Below are 23,276 nucleotides of genomic sequence, written 5' to 3'. Positions count from 1 at the left end.
TATGCGCGAGCAGCTACTATTTATATAGCAGCCATCAGGCCTTCAGCGTGATGCGGGCGCCCAGCGCCAGCAGCTTCTGGTCCAGCTTCTCGTAGCCGCGCTGGATCATGTTGGCATTCTGCAGCGTGGACTTGCCGGTGGCGCACAGCGCCGCGCCCAGCAGCGCCATGCCGGCGCGGATGTCGGGCGAGGGCAGCGTGGTGCCGCGCAGCTTGCTGCGCCCGCTGATGACCACGCGATGCGGGTCGCACACCACGGCGGCCGCGCCCATGGCAATGAGCTTGTCCACAAAGTACAGGCGCGACTCGAACATCTTCTCGAAGAACAGCACATTGCCCTCCACCTGCGTGGCCAGGGTGATCATGCAGCTCATCTGGTCGGTGGCGAACTGGGGCCAGGGGCCGTCGCCAATGACCGGCATGGCGCCGTCGAACTCGCGCGTGACGCGCAGGCTCTGGTTGGCGGGCAGGTAGATGTGTTTGTCGTGCAGTTCGATCTTCACGCCCAGGGTCTCGAACACGCGGTGGCACATGCCGTAAGCATGCTTGTCAGTGCCGTCCACCGTGATCTCCCCGCCCGTGGCCGCAGCCAGCGCCAGGTAGGACGCAGCCTCGATGTGGTCGTGGCACACGGTGTAAGTGGTGCCGCGCAGGGATTCCACACCGTCCACGCTGAGCTGGTTGGTGCCGATGCCGGAGATCTTGGCGCCCATGGCGTTGAGCAGGTGCGCCAGATCCTGCACGTGCGGCTCGCAGGCCGCGTTGCGGATCAGCGTGTGGCCACGGCTCACGGCAGCGGCCATGAGGATGTGCTCGGTACCCGTGACGGAAGGCTCGTCAAAAAACAGCTCCGCGCCGGTCAACGCACCGGGCACTTCGAAGTCATAGGTGCCGTCGATGGACACCTTGGCGCCCAGCTTCATGAGGCCGTAAAAGTGTGTGTCCAGCCGGCGCCGGCCAATCACATCACCACCGGGCGGGTACAGCCGCGCCTTGCCGGTACGGTGCAGCAGCCCCGCCACGCAGAGGATGGAGGTGCGCACCTTGTTGCACAACACCTGGCCAATCTCGTTGGTGCGCACGCTGGCCACCTGGATGCTGACGCGCTCGCCACTGCGCTCCACCTTGCCGCCAATCTCAACGATCACGTCCAGCATGTGGCGCACGTCGATGATGTCGGGCACGTTGTCCAGCACCACCTCCTGGTCCGTCAGGATGCAGGCCGCAATCATGGGCAGGATGGCGTTCTTATTGCCAGAGGCGCGGATGGTGCCCCGTAGGGGCACGCCGCCTTCGATTTCAAATGTGGACATGGATTAAAGAGTGAATGGATTAAGTGGGTTGCACTGTGGATTCGGTGGCCATCCGGGTCAGTCGCGCCTTGACGGCTTGCTCCCGCTCCGGGTTGCTCAGCAAGCCCGGCAGCGCGTTATGGAAGGCAGGCATTGCCAGCAATGCTGCCACCGCTTGGTGGATGTGTTGGCGGACGGCTTCGTGCGCAGCGATCACTTCCTGTACGACGGTGGCGCGACCTTCCACAACCGTCATGATGTCTTCCAGATCGTGGCTCAGGTACACATCATTCTGCCCGCGATCCTTGAAGGCTTCGAACTTGGTCGCCAGAAAATACGGTGCGGAAAGATGCCGCAACCGGAGACTGTCCGCCAGCGTTGTCTCAAGGGCATTGTCATAGCCGACCCGGTACCAAGGGTTGGCAAAACCCAGCACTGTTTCATCCAGCGGCACCAGGTCCAGCTGCATGCGGCTCCAGTACCAACGAAATGGCGGCGTGTTGTCGGCTATGGTCTGCTTGAAGCCGCGCTGCATCAGTTGCTCTGCTAGGCGGTGATACCCGGCCAGCGAGGCCACTTCGACGATGGCGTCTACATCTTCTGTCGGGCGTATGTCCGTCAACGCGGCATCGTCCACCAGTAGCCCCGTCGCGCAACCACCCACAAACACCACCTGCTCGCACAATGGCCCCATGGCTTGCACCATGCCGATCAACAGGCTCAGGTTCGGATTAGCCATAGCTGAGCCCCTTCTCCGGCTTGGGCGCGTCCGGGTCGATCAAGGCTTGCAAACGCTCCAACGCCATGCCCTTTTCGCGGGCTCTCCCTACCCGCAGCGCATCGAAGAGCGCCAGCATTTCGTACAACCTGGCGTCTTGCATCGCCGCAAAGGGCACGGAGGGATGCAATGGCTCCACCCCCACACCACGCACCGTACCATTGGGGTGCGGCCAGACAAAGTCTGTGCTACCGGGCGCAAACACGCCCGCGAAGGCGGGCGCGCTGTGGCTTGTGGGAACGCCAACAGCCAGCGGCAGTTTCTCGGCCGGGAAGGCGTACTTGGCGCCATGGAGTGCGAACTCGGCTAGGTTGTGTGCATGCGGACGTACCACGTTGTCAGCCCCCGCTTCGCTTTCCGGCAGCGCAGCGCGGCGCACCCGCTTTCGCGTGACCCTGTAAATGCCCATGGGCTCTTGCACGCCCAGCGCACCATCACCCGCTGCGGCAGCGTCGGGCGGCGACTCCCTGTTTGGGAGCAACAGGCCCGCCTGCAACCCGCGCTTGATGCAGGCATGCGCCTCCGACACGCTCAGCCCCAGCTCCTGCGCCAGCCGCGCGTACGTCCAGCGCTGCTCACCCCAAGCCACCAGCTTGAGGGCAACGAGGAAGTCTTGGGGCTTGAGCTGCATTTACATTCAATATTCGTGAATCGCGAATATTGAATGTAAATGAATCGCTAGAACAAAGCAAGTTGACAATGAAATTGGCCTCTAGCCCTTGCGGAATATGCGCAAGCAGCTATCAAAACAAAAGCAAAACTACTGCTCTGCTTCTGCCTCTTGAATTTCCTTCAGCGTGCGGCCATCCGCAGCCTTCCACTCCATTCGACCATTGGCCGAACGACCCAGCAGTACCGATGCGGCCGTGCTGGGAGAGCTAAAGGTGTAGTCCTGTGTGAACTGGTAAAGCGCACCCTGCATCGCCAGCACGCCGTTACTGATGAGTTCTTGGCGCAAGTCGTACTGGCCTTTCACATGCTGGGCCATACTGGGTACAGAGTCAGCCACAGCCTGAGAGCCCGCCAGCACCACAAAGCCCTGGCTGGCTTCGTAGCCCGTAGCCTGCACACCCTTGCCTTTACAGGTGAGCATCGGAGCGGCCTTGGTTGCAGGCGCCTTAGGCGACTGTTCAAACGCATGTACCCCTAGCACCGGCAGCATGCCCAGCATATGGCCCAAGAAGACTTCCATGTCAGTACGGTCAGCCTCGCTCAGGGACGGCTCGGCGGGCTGGTTGGCGTTGTCCAGCGGCATGCGCTTGGCGGCACGGGCAAGGGCAATCAGGCGTGACTCCAGAAACTGCACATGCGCTTTATTGAGTTGTCCGGCGGTGGTAGTGGTGAAGCCGATAGCGCGGGTCCAGAAATCTTTCTTAGCCTGGTGATCTTGCAAACGCGGAAGGATGGGGTCACCTTCGCCCACGTAGAGCATGTCGCCCTCACCGTCCGGACGCGGCCCCAGCAGCAAGTAGAGGCCAGTCTGCGCCAGCTCGGACCGGGCCTTGACCTGCGGCAGCAGCGCACGCGGGAACACCAGCGCCTTGCCGATCCAGTTGGACTTTTCGACGATACGCAGGCCGTCGGGGTCGCCGTCGGCTACGAAGATGCGGAGGGAGAAGGGGATCATCCATTTAAAACTAGGAACGCTTCACCTCAACCAAAGGTTCTAAAGAAACCTTCTTCCAGTTGGTCAATTAGCAGATGCGCGTCTGATTCAACTTTTTGCAACAAATCAGAGTCCGCCGCGAGCATCTCACGCTCTGCTGTCTCAAAAGGACCACCGCTAATTGCGTCCATCAACTCACCGCAAGCACCGGTAACGTCAAATTGGGCGTGCTTTGCTTCCAGACGCTCTACGCGAGCAATCAACCTTTGGAGCTCGAAACGTATCTCGGCAGCCGTCGACTTGGACGCTGGATCATCCGCACCTTTGCTGTAGTAAAGCCGGGATTTGGCCACCAACTCAGCCAGTAATTTGACGCAGGCGTCAATTTCAGCACGTGCTTCTTTCCGTTTTTCTCGACTGTTGGCCTGAGCATTAGATACGAGCCAGCCAACAATAGTAAAAAGCCACCCACCCGCGATTAATAAATCCTTAGCAGTCAAACCAAGAAAAAGCACATCGGAGTTGGCCGCTGTTGGCATATTGCGGGTTAGCCCTTAGGTTTGGCTTCGTCAACGTAACGCCAAATTCTTTGCTCGTAGGTTTTAAGTTTTGACGAAATTCGCAATTTTTTATGAAGAGTTTCAGCTTTCAATCCGGCCTCCCGAACAAGGCCACCAAAGGCCTCCTCGAGAAACGAAGAGCCAAAGCCAAGGGCACCATCTAGTTGCACCTCAACGGAATCGGATTGTTTTAACGCGGGGAGCAACAGGTTTTCTCGAAATGCTTGTCCTGAAAAAGGACCATCCGTCAGATATCTGCCAGCAGGACTGCGAGAAAACTGTTTAGCAATGTTTAGAACGATTGTCATGGCGTTGTCCCTGACAAGTTGAGCATCCATACGATTAAAGTCCCTGTGATTGGCTTGGTCAGTCTGCCAACGCTCTCTAATTGTTCACGCCCGCTAAACCTAAAAAAACCGCGACGACTGTAGATGGCTAGTTCACCGCTCTCAGTCGCCTTCGTGAACTGTAGCATTTCAGGCAAACCTTTTCCTCTGTAAGGCAACCTAGTACTTGTGCGCCCTTCGACGGCTGCGGAGATCAATTTGCCGTCGGCTCGCTCTTGCCGCCAAACCCTACCAGTTAGATAGTCCCAAATTTCGGGTTTTTCAAGAAGTGTCGCGGGAATAGATGCGCCGCGATCATGCATTGCTACAAAAATCCGCTTCTCTGAAATCGTCGCAAAGATCCACCATCTTCCGCCACCACTATCTTCGTATGCATGATGCCGGACGTTAGTCATAGCTTCATTTACGCAATCCGCGAGTCCCATTTGTGCCTCCTCACCAACAACTTGGCGGACCTGCGCCATGAAAGGCTCAACAGGCGAAGCGTCAACATTCATGCCCGTGAAGTAGTGCCATCGAGTCACATCGCTGTGCGAAATGTTCTTACGAGGAGGCAATCCTAACTTCTTCAACACTTCGACATGCTGCAACATTTGCTCAACCAAGTCATCGGACGGGTAATTTGCAGAAAGCTGATTCGGAAACCTTTGTACCCAGTCGTCCACCACACCCATGATGATTAGCACGCCACAGGGGAACAGCCGCTTTGTTTTGCTGAAGTCCAGGAAAACGCGCCTACCTTGACCAAGATAGTGTTCAATCCGCTCCAAGAATCGTCCAAACTCTTTTCTTTGCTCCTTAGGTGCGTAATAGCGAACGTGGACAGGCACCGGAATGACTTCCAACGGAAGCTTGGGCCTAGAAGTGCGAGACGCGAGTTTTTTTCTACGTACCCGGGCTGCCGAGACCTTGGCACGCAAACGTCTGGCGCTCTTAGCCCGGCGAGCGCAAAACAGTTTTTGTTTGGGGCTCAACTTTTTCATGTTGGAAAAGTCTTTGAGAGAATTACCTGCCTCAGCACCTGAACGCGCTGGAGATAGACGTCGGCCCAAGCTTCGTAGAAGCAAGAACCCGCTACACCCCAGACGTGCCAGCCCGCTTGCTGCAATAGCGCGTCGATGCTGACTCTGGCTTTTTGCTCTGGCGTCATGCCCCGTGTCCTCCCTTGGCTTGCATTCTAGGTTACAAGCCAAAGTGCACTCTAGCCCCCGTGGAATTTGCGCGAGCAGCTATCAATACAGGAGCAACTTACATCTACGAGGCAGGCAATACCACGCTAATTTCCAGCCCCGGCTGCACATTGCGCACCGCAAAGCTGCCGCCGTGGGCCTGGGCGACCAGGCGACAGAGGTAGAGGCCCAGGCCGACGCCGCCGCCTTCGCGGGTACGGGCCGCGTCCGGGCGGAAGAAGGGTTGGCCCAGGTTGGGGAGCTGGTCTTCGGCAACGCCGGGGCCGAAGTCGCGCACGCTGATCTGCACAGCGCCACCGGCCGGGGTCTGCACCTCGACACGCGGCGGCTCGCTGGCACCACTGCTGTGGCGCAGGGCGTTGTCCAACAGGTTGCGCACCAGCAGGCGCATGCGAGTGGGGTCCAGCGACAGCAGGGGCATGGTCTGGGGCAGCGCGGTGGCAATGTCGGGCGCGCCCGAGCCATCGGCCTGCGCATGGGCAGATTGCAGCTCACACACCACGTCGCGCACCAGCGCGGTCAAATCCACCGGCTCACGGTGCAGGGCGGCGTGCGGGCTGGCCAGGCGCTCGCTTTCCAGCAGGTCGGTCACCAGATCGCGCATCAGCGCCAGGTCGCGCAAGAGCGCGTCTCGGCTGGGCTGAACGTCGGGGTTTTCGGGCAGCAGCTCGGTGTTGAGACGGGCGCGGGTGAGCGGGCTGCGCAGCTCGTGGCTGATGGCCAGCAGCAGGGTGCGCTTGGCCTCCAGCATCTGGTGGATGTCTGCGCCCATGGTATTGATGGTGGTGGCCAGCTCGCCAAGTTCGTCCGGGTGGTGGAAGTGGCGGATCGGGATGCTTTGCGAAAAATCGCCGGCGCCAAAGCGTTGAGCACCAGCGCGGATGTCGTCCAGCGGGCGCAGCATGCGGCGTATGCGCTTGTAGGCAAACAGGGTGAGCAACAGCAGTGTGGCCAGGGTGATCCAGCCAATGTAACGAGGCTTCTGGTTCCAGGCCTGCACGCTGATGCCGAACTGGATGCGGTGACCGTCGGCCGTGGTGCGCTGGAAAAACTTGTACTCTTCACCGGGGCCGTGATCGTCGTACATCCAATCCAGATCAGGCTCATCCGGGCGGCTGCGCCAGTTGAGCTGCGGGCCGCTGATGCGCACGCTCAGGGGTAGTCGCTCGGTCAGGGCCATGGCGCGCTCGGTGCTGGGCGGGCTACCAATCTCGGCAGCCAGGCGGTCCACATAGTCCGTCACCAGCGGCCTGGCGGCGGCGCGCCAGCCCGCGCCCAGGGCCGCCTGCATGCCGAAGATGAAGCAGCTCGCCAGGGTCAGCGCGAGCAGCACAAACATAGTGATGAGCCGCACGCGCAGGGAGTGCGCCAGCGCGTGCTTGGCACGGGCGTGCCAGCGCAGACGCGCCTTGAACTCGCGAGCACTCATGGGGCAGGGTTCGTTGCCGGGGCCAGTGCCAGCGTGTAGCCCGCGTTGCGCAGGGTCTTGATGCAATCCAGGGGCTCCAGTTTCTTGCGCAGGCGGCTGACCACAATGTCGACCGCTCGGGTGTAGAGCTCGGCCTCATGGCCGCGCAGTTGGTTGAGGATGTCATCGCGGCTGAACACGCGGCCGGGCTCGCGCGCCAGCAGCTGCAGCAGGTCAAATTCGGTGCTGGTGAGTTCCAGCAGCTCGCCCTGGCGTTGTACGGTGCGGGTAGCGGTATTAAGCTGCAAGCCATCAAACACCAGCGCATGGGCATCGGCCGGCGCAGCCTTGGCCGCAGCCGGTGCGCGGCGGCGCAGTACCGTTTGCACACGCGCTACCAGCTCGCGCGGCTCAAAGGGCTTGGGCACATAGTCGTCCGCACCCAGTTCCAGGCCCACCACACGGTCCATCACCTCACCGCGCGCGGTGAGCATGAGGATGGGGACGTCGTTGTCCTTGCGGATGGCGCGACACAGCGCAAAGCCATCCATCTCGGGCAGCATGACGTCGAGGATGGCCGCATCCACCCCGCCCTGCTTGAGGCGGGCCAAGCCTTCGCTGGGGCGCAGCGCGTGCTCCAGCACCATGTCAAAGCGCGCAAAGTAGGCGCTCAGGGGCGGGCCAAGCTCAGTGTCGTCGTCGATCAGCAGGATGCGGTGCATAAGGGCTCAGTGGCGTGTCTGCGAATTGTCCCACCGGCTGCGGTGGCGCAGGATGAGGGTCCGCACGCGCTGCTTCTGGGCGTCAGCCATGCTGTCGAAATGGTCCGCGGCCTGCTGCACCGCCAGCAGCACCTGGGGCACATAGCCAGGGCGGCGCTCCAAGAGGCGCAGCGCATGTTCGCGGTCAAAGCGCGGCCCCCACACCAAGGCCATGACCTCGGCATGCGGTTCTTCATAGCCTTCGAATACCACGGGGCCGTAGGCGCGCATGGGGGCAGCGATGGAGGTCAGTGTGGGGGTTGGCATGGCGTCTTATCCTTTGCGGAACCAGTGACCGCGGCTGTCCATATAGTCGCGCACCTTTTGTTGCTGGGCCGGGTTGAGGCTGTTGTAGAAATCCGCAAGTGCAGCAATCACCTCGGGGCTCTTGGCCTGCAGCGCGGCCGTCTTGTCGTTGATGAGGGCCTGGGCGCGGGCGGCGTCGAACTTCTCACCTGCAATCAGGGCTTTCATTTCGGCGCGCGGGTCGGTGGTCTGGCCCACCAGGGCGGTGCGCTGCTCGTAGAGCTTGTCGCCCAGCACGCTCAGGCGTTTTTTCTGGTCCTCGTTGAGGTCGAGCTTGCTGGCAGCGCGGCTCACCACCTTGTCGCGCATCTCGGCGTATTTTTCCTGGCTCATGCCAGAGCCATAGTTACCGTCGCGGTGGCCGCAGGCAGACAGGCCGCCCACCACGATGGTGGCGCCCACCAGGGTCAGCAGGGTACGTTTCAGGTTGCGTCGGATGAAGTGTTTCATGGAGATCTCCCGTGTTGTTGGGGAAGGGTTGAACATGACCGTCATGGTGCCGGCGCAAGCCTGATACTGGGTGTCGGCGGGGTATCGCTTTGTTTCGGTTTTTGTCGCCGCTCAGAACGCGTAGGTTAGCGCCAGCAGGCCCGTGTTGGAACTGCTGCGGCGGACCATGGGCCCGTCCTTGGCGTCGCCCTGAAGGCTGGTGTGGAGCAAGCCGCCGGTCAGCGCCACGCGCGGGGTGACCAAATAGGTGAGCGAGATGCGCGCGCTCACATCGCGCACGCCCGCCGAGGGGGTATAGACCGCATAACCACTGGCCGCCGCCTGGCGCGGTGTCACGCCGTAGTAGGACTGCAAGTAGTCGGCGTTGGCGTAGGTCACGCTCAGCTCACTGCCCAGGCGCCAGTCCGCGCCCAGGGCCTGACCATATTCCATGCCCAGGTCCCACAGTGCGCCATTGTTGCCTACGCCCGAACCGGCGCGCAGGCTGGTCTTGGCGGCAAAGCCGCTGCCCAGCGCATAGCGGGCAAAGCCGCCGATCTCGGCGCTGGCATCCACATTGCCCAGGCCGCGCAGTGCAGTGCTGCGGCCTTCTTCGCGCCCAAAATCAAAACCGAGCTTGACGCCGTATTGCAGTTTCTCACCCGACTGCCACTGGCGGCCGATGCCATTGGTACCTGCAAACCAGCCATTGGCCCAGTTGTAGTCCAGCGTGGGCAGGACCAGGGTGCGGGTCTCGTCAGAGCCACTGTACTCATAACCGCCCAGCGCGGCCAGACCCACGCGCCCCCCCTCCTTGGGTGCTTGCTGGGCTTGGGCGGGGGTCAGGAGCGCGGAGCCGGCAATGGCCAACACAGAAAAGGACAGGGTAGATACGCGGTGCAACATCGTGGACGCCTTGTGAATTGAAAGTACGCGATGGTGCGGGGGCACGCACTTGCGCGGGTGTCAAAGGGGTTTCGCTTTGTTTCGATTTATGTCAGCCGCTCACAGCCGACGTATGGTTTTGTGACGCCACACCAGCCGGTAATAGGCTGTCTGCAGCCCCAGCATCACCGCAAACGCCACCGGATACGCCGCCCAGATGCCGTTGAGCCCATAGTGCAGGCTCAGCGCCCAGGCCACCGGCACTTCCACGCAGCCAATGGCGAACATGCTGATGACGGTGGGCCACAGCACGACGCCACTGGCGCGCATCAAGCCCGACAGCACCATGGACATGCCCATGACCACGCTGCTCCACAGCATGATGTGCAGCAGCGTCTGGGCCAGCTCCACCACGGCCGGATCGGTGATAAACAGACCCAGCATGCTGCGCGAAAACACATAGCCCAGCAGCACCAGCGCCCCGGTCAGCAGCAGGTTCATCAGGATGCCGGTGCGCACGATGGCGCCCAGTTGATGCATGCGCCCTCCCCCGATGGCCTGCGCCCCGAGGATGGACGCGGTGATGGCAATGGAGATGGCCGGAAACTGGACATACGACACGATCTGGTTCACCGCGCCATAGGCCGCCGTAGCCTGGGAGCCAAAGCGATTGACCAGAAACAGCACTGCAATCTCCGCCAACGAGATGGTGATCATGGACAGCCCGGTGGGCAGTCCAATGCGCAAGACCTTGGCCAGAATGGCCCGGTCCACCCGCCAATGCGGGCGCATGGCGGCATTGGGCGCCATGGGGTGGTTCACCTGCAGCATGTGCCAGGCCGTCCAGGCCAGCGCCACCAGAAAGGACAGCACCGAGGCCCAGGCCCCGCTGGCCACACCCAGTTGCGGCAGGCCCAGCCAGCCCTGGATGAGCGCAGGGGTGACCACCAGCCCCACCACGGTGGAGATGATCAGCGTCTTGAGGGGCGTCTTCGTGTCGCCCACGCCACGCATCATGGAAGTGATGAGCAGGAAGAGGAAGATGCCGGGCGCCGCCACCATGCTGATGCGCGCATAGGCCACGGCACCGGGCAGGATGTCGGCTGGCGTGCCCAGCGCGCGCAGCAGGGGTTCGGTGAAGGTACCGCCAAACACGGCCACCACCAGCCCCGCATACAGGCCCACCATCAGCGTGGTGCCCGTGATGGCGCGCACGCGCTCGGGCTCCCTGGCACCCCAGGCCTGGCCAATAAGCACCGAAGCCCCGGCGCCCAGGCCGATCATGAAGGCGATGAGAAAGAACAGCACCGGGAAGAACGCGGAGACCGCGGCCATGGCCTGCACGCCCAGCATCTGGCCCAGGTAGATGTTGTTGATCGTGCCGGAGAGCGCCTGCAGGATGTTGCTGACGATCATGGGCACCAGAAAAGCCCAATAGCTTTTCCAGAGAAGGGGCGTAGGTGCGGGCACAGCCGCGCTGCGTGAAGTCATGAAAGCTCCCTGATGGTGGTCTTATTGCGCCAAAAAGGCATCGGCGCTGATTTTCTGGAGATGGGCCTGCACATCGGCCGGCCAGGCCGCCATGCGGGCGGCAAAGCCCGCTGCATCACCCGCAAACAGGGCGCGGCTGGCCTCTTCAAAGCCGGGCTCGTGCCCGGCCATGGTGGACATGAACTTGTAGGTGACGGCGCCGCAATGGCGCACACGGTCGGCTGTCTCGGACGCCAGACGCGCAGTCTCCACCAGCTTGCGCAGTGCCACGGAGGCGCCGCCCGGCTGGCGTGCCAGCCATTCCCAGTGGCGGGGCAAGAGCGTGACTTCACGGGCCGACACGCCGAGCTTGGGCCGGCCCGGGCCGCGCGGGGCCGCAGGCACAGCCTCTTCGACGGCGGCAGGCGCCGCAGGCAAGGTGGGAGTGAGCACACGGTCGACCGCTTCGAGCCGCGCCACAAAGTCAGCCTCCGTGCCGCGCCAGTCCAGTTCAATCACCTCGCTGCTGGCGTCTTCAAACACCAGGATGGGCGGCGCACTGATGCTGCTCGCCCAGCCATCGACCACAGGCTTGGCCGCCAGGGCCACCACTCGCAACGGGCCGCTGGCAATGCAGCGCCCCCCTTCAAATGCCGTAGCCAGCGTATCTAACCATGCCATAAATTTACCCGGATTTAATTGATGGACAAATTATACCCGGGTAAATTAAAAGAACAAGCCCGGACTCGCCGGGCTTGTTCTTCGGGGTGTCAGCGGTCTAGCGTGCCAGCACCGCCTCCAGCGCCTTGCCGGTATGGGTACCCAGCGCAACCACGGCATCCGGTGAGGCCGAGGCCACCACCTGGCCCCCACCACTACCGCCCTCGGGGCCCAGGTCCAGGATCCAGTCGGCTTCGGCAATCACGTCCAGGTCGTGCTCGATGACGACCACGCTGTGGCCGCCATTGACGAGGCGGTGCAGTACATGGATGAGCTTTTCCACATCGCTCATGTGCAGGCCCACGGTAGGCTCGTCAAGCACATACAGCGTGTGGGGCGCCTTTTGGCCGCGCTTGCCGATGTCGTCGCGCACCTTGGCGAGTTCGGTCACCAGCTTGATACGCTGTGCCTCACCGCCCGACAGCGTGGGCGAGGGCTGGCCCAGGGCCAGGTAGCCCAGCCCCACGTCCTTGAGCAGTTGCAACGGGTGCGCAATGCTGCGCATGGCGGCAAAGAAGTCCACGGCCTCGTCCACTTCCATCTGCAGCACGTCGCCAATGCTCTTGCCGCGCCAGGTGACGGCCAGGGTCTCGGGGTTGAAGCGTGCGCCCTTGCAGGTTTCGCAGATCACTTTCACGTCGGGCAGGAAGCTCATGCCGATGGTGCGCATGCCCTGCCCTTCGCAGCTGGGGCAACGGCCTTCACCGGTGTTGAAGCTGAAGCGGTTGGCCGCGTAGCCGCGCGCCTTGGCCTCCAGCGTGTCGGCAAACAGCTTGCGGATGGTGTCCCAGAAGCCGATGTAGGTGGCCGGGCAGCTGCGCGGCGTCTTGCCGATAGGGGTCTGGTCCACTTCGAGCACGCGGTCCACGGTCTCAAAACCGGTAACGCCATCGCAACCAGTCCAAGGCAGGACCTCGCCCGCGTCCAGCGCATCACGGCCGGCCTTGGTGCTGCGCTTTTGCACGGCCATTTGCACGTTGGCCAGCAGGACGTCGCGCGCCAGTGTGGACTTGCCCGAGCCGCTGACGCCGGTGATGGCGACCAGGCGCTTGAGGGGTACGTGGGCGGTCACGTTCTGCAGGTTGTGGAGCTTGGCGCCTTTAACTGTTAACCAGTCGATTCTTGGCTTCGGCGTGGGTGCTGGGCTCTCAGCAGGCAGGCCGGCGGCGGGCTCCTCATGCATTTGCTTCGCAACTGCCAAATCGTCACCCACCACCTGCCTACCCGCTGCTGCGACGGACATTTCGGCGGTGCGACGGTCTGCGAGTGCGGCGTATTCGGCGGTGATCCGGGCGCGTTCGGCGTGCTCGGCATTGGCCGCGTCGCTGGCGGCTATTTGCGCTGCGGCAGCTGCCGCCTTGGCGGCTTTGGCACTGAGCTTTTTGGCCGGCTTGGCGGTGGTGTCATCCCCGGGTGTCGCTTTGAGCAATTGAGACTCATCAAATGACACCATCGCGCGACGCACCGCCAGCGGGTGTTTCATCGCATGCAGTAGGTAGCGTCCGGTCTGCGACTCGGCAACGCCTTGCACATCGGCCAGCGAACCTTGCGCCACCAAGCGGCCACCCCGCTTGCCGGCACTGGGGCCGATGTCGATGATATGGTCGGCATGGCGAATGGTGTCCTCGTCATGCTCCACCACTACCAAGGTATTGCCCTTGTCGCTGAGGCTTTGCAAGGCACCCAGCAGGATTTTGTTGTCCCGCGCATGCAGGCCGATGGTGGGCTCGTCCAGCACATAGCAAACGCCCTGCAGATTGCTGCCCAGCTGCGCGGCCAAGCGAATGCGCTGGGCCTCGCCGCCGCTGAGCGTGGGCGCACCACGGTCCAGCGTGAGGTAGCCCAGGCCCACCTCTTCCAGGAACTCCAGGCGGCTGCGGATCTCGGGCACCAAGTCGCGAGCGATATCGGCTTCCCGGGTGCTCATCGCACCCGCCACCTGCAGGGTCTGCACCCATTTGCGAACATCCGTCACGCTCAGGCGCGCTATGTCGGTGATGCCCACGCCGGCGAACTTGACGTGGCGCGCCGTGGCATTGAGGCGCGTGCCGCTGCAGGTGGGGCATACCGCATCGTGCAGGTCTTCAATGTCAGCCTCCGCAAAGGTTTGCTCGCGGCCCTTGTTGTCATCGTCCTTCACCGAATCGTCAAACACCTTGCGCTGCTCCTTGGTCAGCGCCACGCCCGTGCCCACGCAGTCGGGGCACCAGCCGTGCTTGCTGTTGTAGGAGAACAGGCGCGGGTCCAGCTCGGCATAGGACGTGGCGCACACCGGGCAGGCGCGCTTGGTGGAGAACACCTGCAACCGGCCAATGCCCGCAGCGGGCGCGCCGGCGACCATGGCATCGCGCAGGCTGCCGATGTCGCTGAGCACCTGGACGATGCCCTTGCCGTGGGTCAGCGCCTCGGCCAGCGCAGCGCGCAGCGCGGCTTCGTTGGCGGGTGTCACATCCAGGCTGGCCACGGGCAGCTCGATGTTGTGCTCCTTGAAGCGGTCAATGCGCGGGAAGCCCGTGGTCGGCAGGAAGTTGCCATCCACGCGCAGATGCGTGTAGCCCCGCGGGCGGGCCCAGTCCGCCAGCTCGGTATAGACACCCTTGCGCCCCTGCACCAGCGGCGCCAGCAGACCAATGTGCTGGCCGCGGTAGGTCTTGAGCAACTGCGCCGCAATGCTGTCAGCCGACTGCGGCTGCACGGCCGCACCATCCTTGAAGCAGTGCTGGGTACCCAGCTTCACGTACAGCAGGCGCAGGAAGTGCCAAACCTCGGTGGTCGTCCCTACCGTGCTCTTGCGACCGCCGCGCGAGAGCCGCTGCTCAATCGCCACTGTGGGCGGAATGCCGTACACCGCATCCACCTCGGGCCGACCAGCAGGCTGCACGATGGAGCGCGCATAGGCGTTGAGCGATTCGAGGTAGCGCCGCTGCCCTTCGTTGAAGAGGATGTCGAACGCCAGCGTGGATTTGCCAGACCCGGACACCCCCGTCACCACGCTGAACTTGCCCCGCGGAATATCCACCGACAGCGACTTCAGGTTGTGCTCCTTCGCATTGACGATCCGAATCGAATCCGAAGCGTCAGCGAGCGAGCCCTCGGAGGTGGATGGGCTTGCGCCTTGGGCCGACTTTACAGTCGCGGAGCGAATGTATGAGGCACTGGGCGCAAGCCCATCCGCCGCAGCATCCACCAAGGAAGCAGCGCGCGGCTCCTCCACCTCATGCACCACCCCCATGGCCGCCGCATAGTCCCGCAAGGCCTGCCCGGTATGCGAGGTCGCGTGCAGCATCACATCCTCCGGCGTGCCATGCGCCACCACCTCACCACCCGCGTCCCCGCCCTCAGGCCCCAAATCAATGAGCCAGTCGGAAGCGCGAATCACATCCAGGTTGTGCTCGATGACCACCAGCGAATGCCCCGCATCGAGCAGCTTGCGCAGCGCGCGCATCAGCTTGGCAATGTCGTCAAAGTGCAGACCGGTGGTGGGCTCGTCCAGCATGAAGAGCGAACCCTTGCGCGCCAGAAACTGCTTGCTCGCGCTGACCCCCTTGGCCGCCTCCGCCAGAAAGCCCGCGAGCTTGAGGCGCTGCGCCTCGCCGCCCGACAGCGTGGGCACGGGCTGGCCCAGCTTCACATACTCCAGCCCCACATCCACAATCGGCTGCAGCACACGTATCACATCGCGGTCCGCGCTGAACAGGTCAGCGGCCTCGCTCACCGTCAACTCCAGCACATCAGCCACATTCACGTTGCGGCCCTTGCGCTCGATGGTCACTTCCAGAATCTCGGGCCGGTAGCGCTTGCCATCGCAGTCCGGGCAACGCAGGTACACGTCACTAAGAAACTGCATCTCCACATGCTCAAAGCCCGAGCCGCCACAGGTGGGGCAACGCCCGTCACCACTGTTGAAGCTGAACTTGGCCGCAGTGTAGCTGCGCTCCTTGGACAGGGCTGCACCCGCAAACAGCTCGCGGATCGCGTCCCACGCGCCCACATAGCTCACCGGGTTGGAACGCGCCGTCTTGCCGATGGGCGACTGGTCCACAAACACCACCTCGCTGAGCTGCTCGGCGCCCAGCAGGCGGCTGTGTGCGCCCGGCGTCTCTGTGGCCTTGCCGAAGTGGCGCAAGAGCGCGGGTGCCAGCACGTCCTGAATCAGCGTACTCTTGCCCGAGCCCGACACACCGGTCACGCAGACCAGGCGCTGCAGCGGAATCTCCACCGACACGTTCTTGAGGTTGTGCTCCGTCGCACCCTCCAGAATCAGGCGCGGTGTGTTGGGCGCCACCATGCGCTTGAAGCCCATACCCACCTGCTTGCGGCCGCCCAGGTAGGCGCCGGTCATGGTGTCCGCGCCCTTCAGGGCTTCGGTCGAGCCATCAAACACAATTTGCCCGCCCTTCTCGCCCGGGCCGGGGCCCATGTCGATCATGCGGTCCGCGGCCAGCATCACAGCCGGGTCGTGCTCCACCACCACCAGCGTGTTGCCCGCGTCGCGCAGGCGCTGCATGGCGTGGACGATGCGGTTCATGTCGCGCGGGTGCAGGCCGATGCTGGGCTCGTCCAGCACAAACAAGGTGTTGACCAGCGAGGTGCCCAGCGCAGTGGTGAGGTTGATGCGCTGCACCTCACCACCACTCAGCGTGCGGCTTTGGCGGTCCAGCGTGAGGTAGCCAATGCCCACGTCGCTCAGGTACTTGAGGCGGGTACAAACCTCTTCAAACAGCAGCTTGAGGGTTTTGTGTTCGGCTTCGGAGGCCGTAGGTGCGGCTTTCTCAGACTCGTCCGAACGCGAAGCGGAGTCAGGGGTGTCGGAGGGCGCCGACTTTACAGTCGCGGAGCGAATGTATGAGGTGTCTTCCGCCCCCCCTGGTTCCGCCCCAGCCAAGGAGGGAACTTCCAACCCCGCCTGCAAGCCATCAAAAAAGCGACGCAGCCGATCCAGTGGCATCAGCATCATGTCGTGCAGACACAGACCGGGCAAAGCCTCCAGCTGCGCACGCGTCCACTGCACGCCCAAGGGCATGAAGCGCTTGGAGGGCTCCAGCACCGCGTCGGCCTGCGCCTTGGTGCCGATGCGCCAGAGCAGGCTCTCGGTCTTGAGGCGCGAACCCGCGCAGGTGGGGCAGGTGGTGTAGCTGCGGTACTTGGACAGGAGCACCCGGATGTGCATCTTGTAGGCCTTGCTCTCCAGATATTCAAAGAAGCGGTCCACGCCGAACCAGTGCTGGTTCCACTTGCCGTTCCAGTTGGGCGAGCCCTTGAGCACCCAGTGCTTCTGCTCATCCGTCAGCTTGTACCAAGGGGTGTCGCGCGGAATGCCGGCGGCCTCGGCGTGGCGCATCAGGTCGTCCTGGCACTCCTGCCAGGCCGGCGTCTGCATGGGCTTGACGGCGCCAGCACGCAAGGTGAGCTTGTCGTTGGGAATGACCAAGCCGTAGTCCACCCCCACCACACGGCCAAAGCCGCGGCAGGCCTCGCAGGCGCCCACGGCGGAATTGAAGCTGAACATGGAGGCGATGGGGTCGGCGTAGCGGATATCGCTCTGCGGGCAGTGCAGCCCGGTAGAAAACCTCCACTGCTGCGGCGTATTGTTTGCTACGGTTTCAGGAGCTGCTTGCGAAGAATTCACGGGGGCTACGGCCTCATTCAGCACATACACATTGAGCCGCCCACTGCCGCGCTTGAGCGCCACCTCAATGGCCTCCAGCGCGCGCGCCTTCTCCACGCCATCGATACGGAAGCGGTCGGCCACCACGTCCAGAACTTTACGCACGCCGTTGACGGTGGAGATTTCACGCTCCGCCTGCACGCGGGTGAAGCCGCTGGCGCTGAGCCATTGGACCACCTCATCGGCGGTGGTGCTGCCGGGCAACTCCACCGGAAAGGTCAGTACCAAACGCGGGTTGGCCTCTGCAGCGGCACGCCGCAGCAACTCCCCATAAATGGTTTCGGGTGTGTCGTGCTGCACCGGCAGGGCCGTGGCCTTGTCGAACAGCTTGCCCGCGCGAGAAAACAGCAGCTTCAGGTGGTCATTGAGCTCCGTCATCGTGCCCACAGTGGAGCGGCTGGAGCGCACCGGGTTGGTCTGGTCGATGGCGATGGCCGGTGGCACGCCCTCCACCTTGTCCACGGCGGGCTTGTCCATGCGGTCCAGAAACTGGCGCGCGTAGGCGGAGAAGGTCTCCACATAGCGGCGCTGGCCCTCGGCATACAGCGTGTCGAACACCAGACTGGACTTGCCCGAGCCGCTGGGCCCGGTCACCACCGTCAGTTCACCCGTGCGGATGTCGAGGTCAATGTTCTTGAGGTTGTGCTGCCGCGCTCCGCGAATGCGGATGGTGCCCTGGGACATAGGTGAATGCTCTCTGTGAGGGGGAGAGACATTCTAGGCAGCTCTGACTAGCCCTTCAGCGCTCTTTCCAATTCCCTGGCAGCCTTGCTGCCTACTGCTTCCTGGATCTTCGGCAAGAGGGCGAGCAGGTCGTCATAGCCCGCTGCGGCTTCCACCGACAGGTTGAGCCGGAAGCCGCGCAGGCCCAGGCCCGCGGTGAGCTTGGTGGCAATGGGCATGGCGTCGCTGTAACGCTCTTGCGGGGTGCGGTTGCTGGGTGGTGTGGCGTCGTCTTCGGCGTTGAGCACACCATCGGCCGATGCCACCGGGCCAGCGGGCGCCATCGAGTCCGGGGACAGCGCCAGAAAGCCCTGCTCCACCATGTGGTCCACATCGGCAGCGGTGACACCCATGCCAGCCGTGGCGGCCAGCACCTGCTCCAGGGTCTTGCTGCCGTCAAACAGGATGAAGGTGGACCGCTGGCGCGCAGAAAAGAGCGGCGAGCGTTCCTTGAACGCTTGCTGTCCTGCCTCCGTCTTGGCGTATTTCATTCGGGCATTGTAGGGTGCGTCCATTGTCTGGACCGGCCTTTCATGCTGCCAGCAACATCAGGTAAACCCTAAAAAGACCCTAGCAAATCCGGCTATTTGCCCGCACTGGCCGCGGCAGCGGGAGCCGGGGCTTCGGTGTGCACAGCGTCGGCGCCGTGTTTCTCGCCGCCCATGTCGATATCACCGCCCTTGCTGAGGATGAACAGGGCCAGACCGGCAAACACGGCAAAACCCAAACCAATTTTCCACATACAACGTCTTTCAAAAAAAAGGCCCCCACAAGGAGAGCCTGGAAATTGCCCCGGCCACCATGGCCAGGGCGTTAACTCAACTTCAGAACACCAATCAGTCGTTGGCGTAAATGTCCACGTCCTTGGTTTCCTTGACGAACAGGCCGCCGATCACCACGGTGGAGGCCGCGATGATGATGGGGTACCAGAGGCCGTTGTACATATTGCCGGTCTGGGCCACGATGGCGAAGGCGGTGGTGGGCAGCAGGCCGCCGAACCAGCCATTACCGATGTGGTAGGGCAGAGACATGGAGGTGTAGCGGATGCGGGTGGGGAACATTTCCACCAGCATGGCGGCAATAGGGCCGTACACCATGGTCACCAGCAGCACCAGGTAGGTCAGGATGATCACGACCTTGACCTTGTCGAACTTGGCCATGTCTGCCTTGGCGGGGTAGTTGGCGGCCTTCAGGGCAGCGCCCAGGTTGGCGCCCAGCAAGGTCGCGCCAGCGGTCTTCTCGTTGCTCAGGTCAGCCACGGACTTCTTGGCAGCTTCCACGGCCTTGGGGTCCACGGGGTTGGCAGCCGAAGCAGCAGCCAGCTTTTCCTCGGCCTTGGCCTTGGCAGCAGCGATGTCTTCCGGTGTGTACTTGACCTTCACTTCGGTCGTACCCACGTGGATCACAGCGGGTGTACCGGCGGGAGCCACGATGTTGTCATAGGACACGGAAGCACCGGCCAAGCGTTGCTTGGCAACGTCGCAGCTGGAAGTGAACTTCTTGGTACCGGTGGGGTTGAACTGGAAGGAGCACTCAGCCGGATCCGCAGTCACAGTCACCTTGTTGGCTTGCTGTGCGGCGTGCAGGTCAGGGTTGGCAGCCTTCGTCAGTGCTTCGAACACGGGGAAGTAGGTCACTGCGGCCAACAGGCAACCGGCCAGGATGATGGGCTTGCGGCCAATCTTGTCAGACAGCGAGCCGAACACGATGAAGAACGGTGTGCCGATGATCAGGGAGACTGCCACCATGATGTTGGCGGTTGCACCGTCAACCTTCAGGGCTTGCGTCAGGAAGAACAGGGCATAGAACTGGCCAGAGTACCAGACCACCGCTTGACCAGCGGTCAGGCCGATCAGGGCCAAGATCACGATCTTGAGGTTCTTCCACTGACCGAAGGACTCGGACAGGGGGGCCTTGGAGGTCTTGCCCTCCGCCTTCATTTTCTGGAAGGCGGGGGATTCGTTCATGCTCAAACGGATGTAGACCGACACGGCCAACAGCAGAATGGACACGACGAAGGGAACGCGCCAGCCCCAGTCAGCGAAGGCGTCTTCACCAATGGCAGTACGGGTGCCCAGAATCACCATCAGGGACAGGAACAGGCCCATGGTGGCCGTGGTTTGGATCCAAGCGGTGTAAGCACCGCGCTTGCCGTGCGGAGCGTGCTCGGCCACATAGGTGGCAGCGCCGCCGTACTCACCGCCCAAGGCCAGACCCTGCAGCAGACGCAGCACGATCAGGATGACAGGAGCCGCCACACCGATGGAGGCGTAGGTGGGCAAGATACCCACGATAAAGGTGGACAAGCCCATGATCAGGATGGTCACCAGGAAGGTGTACTTGCGACCGATCATGTCGCCCAGACGGCCGAAGAAGATGGCGCCGAAGGGTCGGACGATAAAGCCCGCAGCGAACGCCAGCAGCGCGAAGATGAAGGCGGAGCCTTCGTCCAGACCACTGAAGAACTGCTTGGCGATGATGGCTGCCAAGGAACCGTAGAGGTAGAAGTCGTACCACTCGAAAACGGTGCCGAGTGAGGAAGCGAAGATAACTTTCTTCTCTTCCGCAGACATCGGCCGTGGGGCTGTTGTTGCCATAGTGCTTGTCTCCAATTGTTGTAGGGCCTCCGGGATGGAGGTTGGCCTTATTTTTGGAGGGGGCACTGACCCTGCTCTGACGCGAAACCAACGCTGGCTTGCGCGAAACTGACGCGCCTCTGACGGTTTAAGGTCTAACCCTTAAACCGCATTTCACATGGCGGCAGCTCACGCGCCACGCAAGGGTATTCCCGAGGGGTAGCTGTGCACGGCATCCCAGCGGGTGTCAGCATCGGCGTCAGCAAACCAGCTGCCGCCTTGCAGGTAGTCGCGCAGCATGGGCAGCGCGTCCAGGCCCCAGAACACCTTGCCGTCCACCGCAAAGCTGGGCACACCAAACACCTGCTGTGCAATGGCCTCATCGCCATGCGCCTTGAGCAAGGCCTTGGCGTCCGCGCCAGCGGGGTCCAGCACCGGAGCCAGCGTCTGCGTCAGGTCCGCCAGGCGCTGCGCATCCGCCGCATCGGCACCGCCCTGCCACACATGGCGAAACAGCGTCTCGCAGACATAGCGGTTGGGCAGGCCTTGGGCATCACTGGCTACCGCCAGCCGCAGCAGGCCCAGCGGGTTGAAGGGGTGCGCCGCCGGGAACTGCAGCGCCGTGCCCTGGCGCTGCGCCAGCCACTGCACATGGCGGTAGATCCAGGCGCGCTTGGGCGGTACTTCGGCCGGGCCCAGCACCGCGTTGTGCTTGAGCAGACCTCCCAGAAACACCGGCTTGTAGTGCACCTGGTAGCTCAGGCCCTGCAGCGCCAGCGGCAACTCCTCAAATGCCAGGTAGGCATAGGGCGAGATGAAGTCCAGGTAGAAGGTGATCTGGTGCATGGCGGGCCCGGGAGGGGAATTCAGGAGAAGGCTTCGGGGTGGGTCTGGCGCAGGCGCTGGGTGATCTCGGCCCACATCCGCTTCTTGGCCGCATCGTCGCTGCGGCCCCACTCGCGGATTTCGTCGATGGTGCGGAAGCACCCTTCGCACAGGCCGCTGCCCGTGTTCATGCGGCAGACGTTGACGCAGGGGCTTGGCACATTTTCGGTCATAGCCCCCACGGACAGTGCGCGAGCAGCTAGCATTTTTATAGCGCTCTGGCACGCCAGAATATCCAGCTCGTCTTCCGCATCAGGCGCTTCCACCACATCAGCCACCGGTGCGCCGGTCAGCGCCACCAGGTGTTCCGGGTGCAGCTTGAAGACGCCATGCGGGTGGCCCGCAGCGGCCCACACTTCTTCAAAGCGGAACAGCTCCTGGTCAATCAGCGTGACGCCGGGCATGGCATGCGCCACCGGGCTCACGCCGCCGATACTGAACCCCGTGCGCTCTTTCACGAAGGCCGCATTGGCCCGGCCCAGCGGCCCTACCAGCGCGGCCACCTTGGCCTCGTCCACCCGCCGGTCGCCCGAGGTCACCACCAGCACCGCCACGTCGTCTTCGATTCGCTTGAAGATGATGCTCTTGGCAATCTGGCCCACGGCCACACCCAGCGCATCGGCGGCCTGCTGCGCGGTGCGCGCGGCGCCGTCCAGCATCACCGGGCTGTGGGGGTGGTTCTTCGCTTGCAACGCGGCCGCCACGCGCTGCACGCCTTCAGGTAATTCTGTCAATTCAGCTCCACACATCGTGTTGTTTATCCCAGGCGTTTGGTCAGCAGCGCATTGGCCGCGCGCGAATGCGGCTTGCGCTGCAAGAAGTCGCTGATGAACTTGCCCGCGTCGATGAGCTTGTCCAGGTCAATGCCGGTCTCGATACCCATGCCATGCAGCATGTAGACCACATCTTCGGTCGCTACATTGCCGGTGGCGCCCTTGGCATAGGGGCAGCCGCCCAGACCGGCGGACGAGGTGTCGTAGTGCCAGATGCCCATCTCCAGGCAGGCCAGCGTATTGGCCAGCGCCATGCCGTAGGTGTCGTGAAAGTGGCCGGAGATCTCGTCCACGCTGTAGTACTGCAGCGTGGCGTCCAGCGCGCGCTGCACCTTGAGCGGCGTACCCACACCAATCGTGTCGGCCACGCCAACGTGTTCCACGCCAATGTCCTTCATGAGCCGCGCCACCAGCGCCACGCGCTCGGGCGCGATCTCGCCCTCGTAGGGGCAGCCCACGGCACAGGAAATGGCGCCGCGCACTGCAATGCCCGCCGCCTTGGCCGCTGCCGCTACGGGGCGGAAGCGCTCAATGCTTTCCTCGATGGAGCAGTTGATGTTCTTCTGGCTGAAGGCCTCGCTGGCAGCGCCAAACACCACGATCTCGTCGGGCTTGGACAGCACTGCCGCCTCGTAGCCCTTCATATTGGGCGTGAGCACCGAGTAGCGCACGCCCGGCTTGCGCGTGATACCGGCCATCACCTCGGCGTTGTCCGCCATCTGCGGCACCCATTTGGGCGACACAAAGCTGGTGACCTCGATCTCCTTGAGGCCCGCGTCCTGCAGGCGGTGCACCAACTCCACCTTCACGGCGGCGGGCACGGGCTCTTTCTCGTTCTGCAGGCCGTCGCGCGGGCCCACGTCGATGATCTTGACTTTGGAGGGGATGGACATGGTCAGT

General features: G+C 62.9%; 22 protein-coding genes and 1 pseudogene. All 23 read right to left on the bottom strand.

What is annotated here, in order from left to right:
- Nucleotides 1-34: 34 nt before the first annotated feature.
- The 23 genes and pseudogenes from murA to AC1RNN_RS16220 all read right to left on the bottom strand — a co-directional run bounded on the left by murA (nt 35) and on the right by AC1RNN_RS16220 (nt 23,269).
- Entirely contained in the window at nt 35-1,312 is a 1,278-nt protein-coding gene (gene murA / locus AC1RNN_RS16330) for a UDP-N-acetylglucosamine 1-carboxyvinyltransferase (RefSeq protein WP_493090097.1), read from the bottom strand.
- Nucleotides 1,313-1,331: 19 nt separating this feature from the next.
- Nucleotides 1,332-2,030, bottom strand: a complete 699-nt coding sequence (locus AC1RNN_RS16325; RefSeq protein ID WP_493090098.1) for a hypothetical protein — start codon at nt 2,028-2,030, stop codon at nt 1,332-1,334.
- Nucleotides 2,023-2,700 carry a hypothetical protein gene (locus AC1RNN_RS16320; protein WP_493090099.1) on the bottom strand — a complete coding sequence of 226 codons (678 nt, stop codon included), beginning with the start codon at nt 2,698-2,700 and terminating at the stop codon, nt 2,023-2,025. The genes AC1RNN_RS16325 and AC1RNN_RS16320 overlap by 8 nt, the downstream gene beginning before the upstream one ends.
- Nucleotides 2,701-2,829: 129 nt before the next feature.
- Complete coding sequence (locus AC1RNN_RS16315; RefSeq protein ID WP_493090100.1) at nt 2,830-3,696, bottom strand: GIY-YIG nuclease family protein; 867 nt, start codon at nt 3,694-3,696, stop codon at nt 2,830-2,832.
- A 26-nt stretch (nt 3,697-3,722) separates the two neighbouring features.
- The gene (locus AC1RNN_RS16310) at nt 3,723-4,214 is read right to left on the bottom strand and encodes a hypothetical protein (protein WP_493090101.1); all 492 of its coding nucleotides are present in this window, start codon (nt 4,212-4,214) and stop codon (nt 3,723-3,725) included.
- A gap of 8 nt (nt 4,215-4,222) precedes the next feature.
- Complete coding sequence (locus AC1RNN_RS16305) at nt 4,223-4,543, bottom strand: STAS-like domain-containing protein (protein WP_493090102.1); 321 nt, start codon at nt 4,541-4,543, stop codon at nt 4,223-4,225.
- Entirely contained in the window at nt 4,540-5,565 is a 1,026-nt protein-coding gene (locus AC1RNN_RS16300; RefSeq protein WP_493090103.1) for an ATP-binding protein, read from the bottom strand. Before AC1RNN_RS16300 ends, AC1RNN_RS16305 begins: the two co-directional genes overlap by 4 nt.
- Entirely contained in the window at nt 5,562-5,732 is a 171-nt protein-coding gene (locus AC1RNN_RS16295; protein ID WP_493137470.1) for a hypothetical protein, read from the bottom strand. Before AC1RNN_RS16295 ends, AC1RNN_RS16300 begins: the two co-directional genes overlap by 4 nt.
- Nucleotides 5,733-5,836: 104 nt before the next feature.
- On the bottom strand, nt 5,837-7,201 hold the full coding sequence (locus tag AC1RNN_RS16290) for a sensor histidine kinase (protein ID WP_493090104.1): 1,365 nt from the start codon (nt 7,199-7,201) through the stop codon (nt 5,837-5,839).
- On the bottom strand, nt 7,198-7,902 hold the full coding sequence (locus AC1RNN_RS16285; RefSeq protein WP_493090105.1) for a response regulator transcription factor: 705 nt from the start codon (nt 7,900-7,902) through the stop codon (nt 7,198-7,200). The genes AC1RNN_RS16290 and AC1RNN_RS16285 overlap by 4 nt, the downstream gene beginning before the upstream one ends.
- A gap of 6 nt (nt 7,903-7,908) precedes the next feature.
- On the bottom strand, nt 7,909-8,208 hold the full coding sequence (locus AC1RNN_RS16280) for a hypothetical protein (RefSeq protein WP_493090106.1): 300 nt from the start codon (nt 8,206-8,208) through the stop codon (nt 7,909-7,911).
- 6 nt (nt 8,209-8,214) lie between these two features.
- Nucleotides 8,215-8,697 (bottom strand): Spy/CpxP family protein refolding chaperone, encoded by a 483-nt coding sequence (locus tag AC1RNN_RS16275; RefSeq protein WP_493090107.1) that lies wholly within the window; start codon nt 8,695-8,697, stop codon nt 8,215-8,217.
- Between the two features lie 111 nt (nt 8,698-8,808).
- Nucleotides 8,809-9,582, bottom strand: coding sequence for a MipA/OmpV family protein (locus AC1RNN_RS16270; RefSeq protein ID WP_493090108.1), 774 nt, complete (start codon nt 9,580-9,582; stop codon nt 8,809-8,811).
- Nucleotides 9,583-9,681: 99 nt separating this feature from the next.
- Nucleotides 9,682-11,052, bottom strand: coding sequence for an MATE family efflux transporter (locus AC1RNN_RS16265; protein ID WP_493090109.1), 1,371 nt, complete (start codon nt 11,050-11,052; stop codon nt 9,682-9,684).
- Nucleotides 11,053-11,073: 21 nt separating this feature from the next.
- A complete protein-coding gene (locus AC1RNN_RS16260) occupies nt 11,074-11,712 on the bottom strand; it encodes a DUF2239 family protein (RefSeq protein ID WP_493090110.1) in 639 nt (212 codons plus the stop codon).
- 97 nt (nt 11,713-11,809) lie between these two features.
- Nucleotides 11,810-18,103, bottom strand: a complete 6,294-nt coding sequence (gene uvrA, locus AC1RNN_RS16255) for an excinuclease ABC subunit UvrA (RefSeq protein WP_493090111.1) — start codon at nt 18,101-18,103, stop codon at nt 11,810-11,812.
- Nucleotides 18,104-18,150: 47 nt separating this feature from the next.
- A complete protein-coding gene (locus AC1RNN_RS16250; RefSeq protein WP_493090112.1) occupies nt 18,151-18,633 on the bottom strand; it encodes a hypothetical protein in 483 nt (160 codons plus the stop codon).
- A gap of 92 nt (nt 18,634-18,725) precedes the next feature.
- Nucleotides 18,726-18,884, bottom strand: a complete 159-nt coding sequence (locus AC1RNN_RS16245) for a hypothetical protein (RefSeq protein ID WP_493090113.1) — start codon at nt 18,882-18,884, stop codon at nt 18,726-18,728.
- A 94-nt stretch (nt 18,885-18,978) separates the two neighbouring features.
- A complete protein-coding gene (locus tag AC1RNN_RS16240) occupies nt 18,979-20,739 on the bottom strand; it encodes an MFS transporter (protein ID WP_493090114.1) in 1,761 nt (586 codons plus the stop codon).
- A gap of 168 nt (nt 20,740-20,907) precedes the next feature.
- A complete protein-coding gene (locus AC1RNN_RS16235; RefSeq protein WP_493090115.1) occupies nt 20,908-21,564 on the bottom strand; it encodes a 2-hydroxychromene-2-carboxylate isomerase in 657 nt (218 codons plus the stop codon).
- A gap of 20 nt (nt 21,565-21,584) precedes the next feature.
- A complete protein-coding gene (locus tag AC1RNN_RS16230; protein ID WP_493137475.1) occupies nt 21,585-21,776 on the bottom strand; it encodes a DUF1289 domain-containing protein in 192 nt (63 codons plus the stop codon).
- A gap of 81 nt (nt 21,777-21,857) precedes the next feature.
- Nucleotides 21,858-22,352, bottom strand: a pseudogene (locus AC1RNN_RS16225) (YbaK/EbsC family protein); the annotation flags it as partial.
- A gap of 8 nt (nt 22,353-22,360) precedes the next feature.
- The gene (locus AC1RNN_RS16220) at nt 22,361-23,269 is read right to left on the bottom strand and encodes a hydroxymethylglutaryl-CoA lyase (RefSeq protein ID WP_493090116.1); all 909 of its coding nucleotides are present in this window, start codon (nt 23,267-23,269) and stop codon (nt 22,361-22,363) included.
- Nucleotides 23,270-23,276: the final 7 nt, after the last annotated feature.

This window comes from Rhodoferax sp. GW822-FHT02D07, assembly GCF_058802405.1.
Note: the sequence above shows the minus strand (reverse complement) of the source record. Positions and strands in the feature narration are given on the sequence as shown.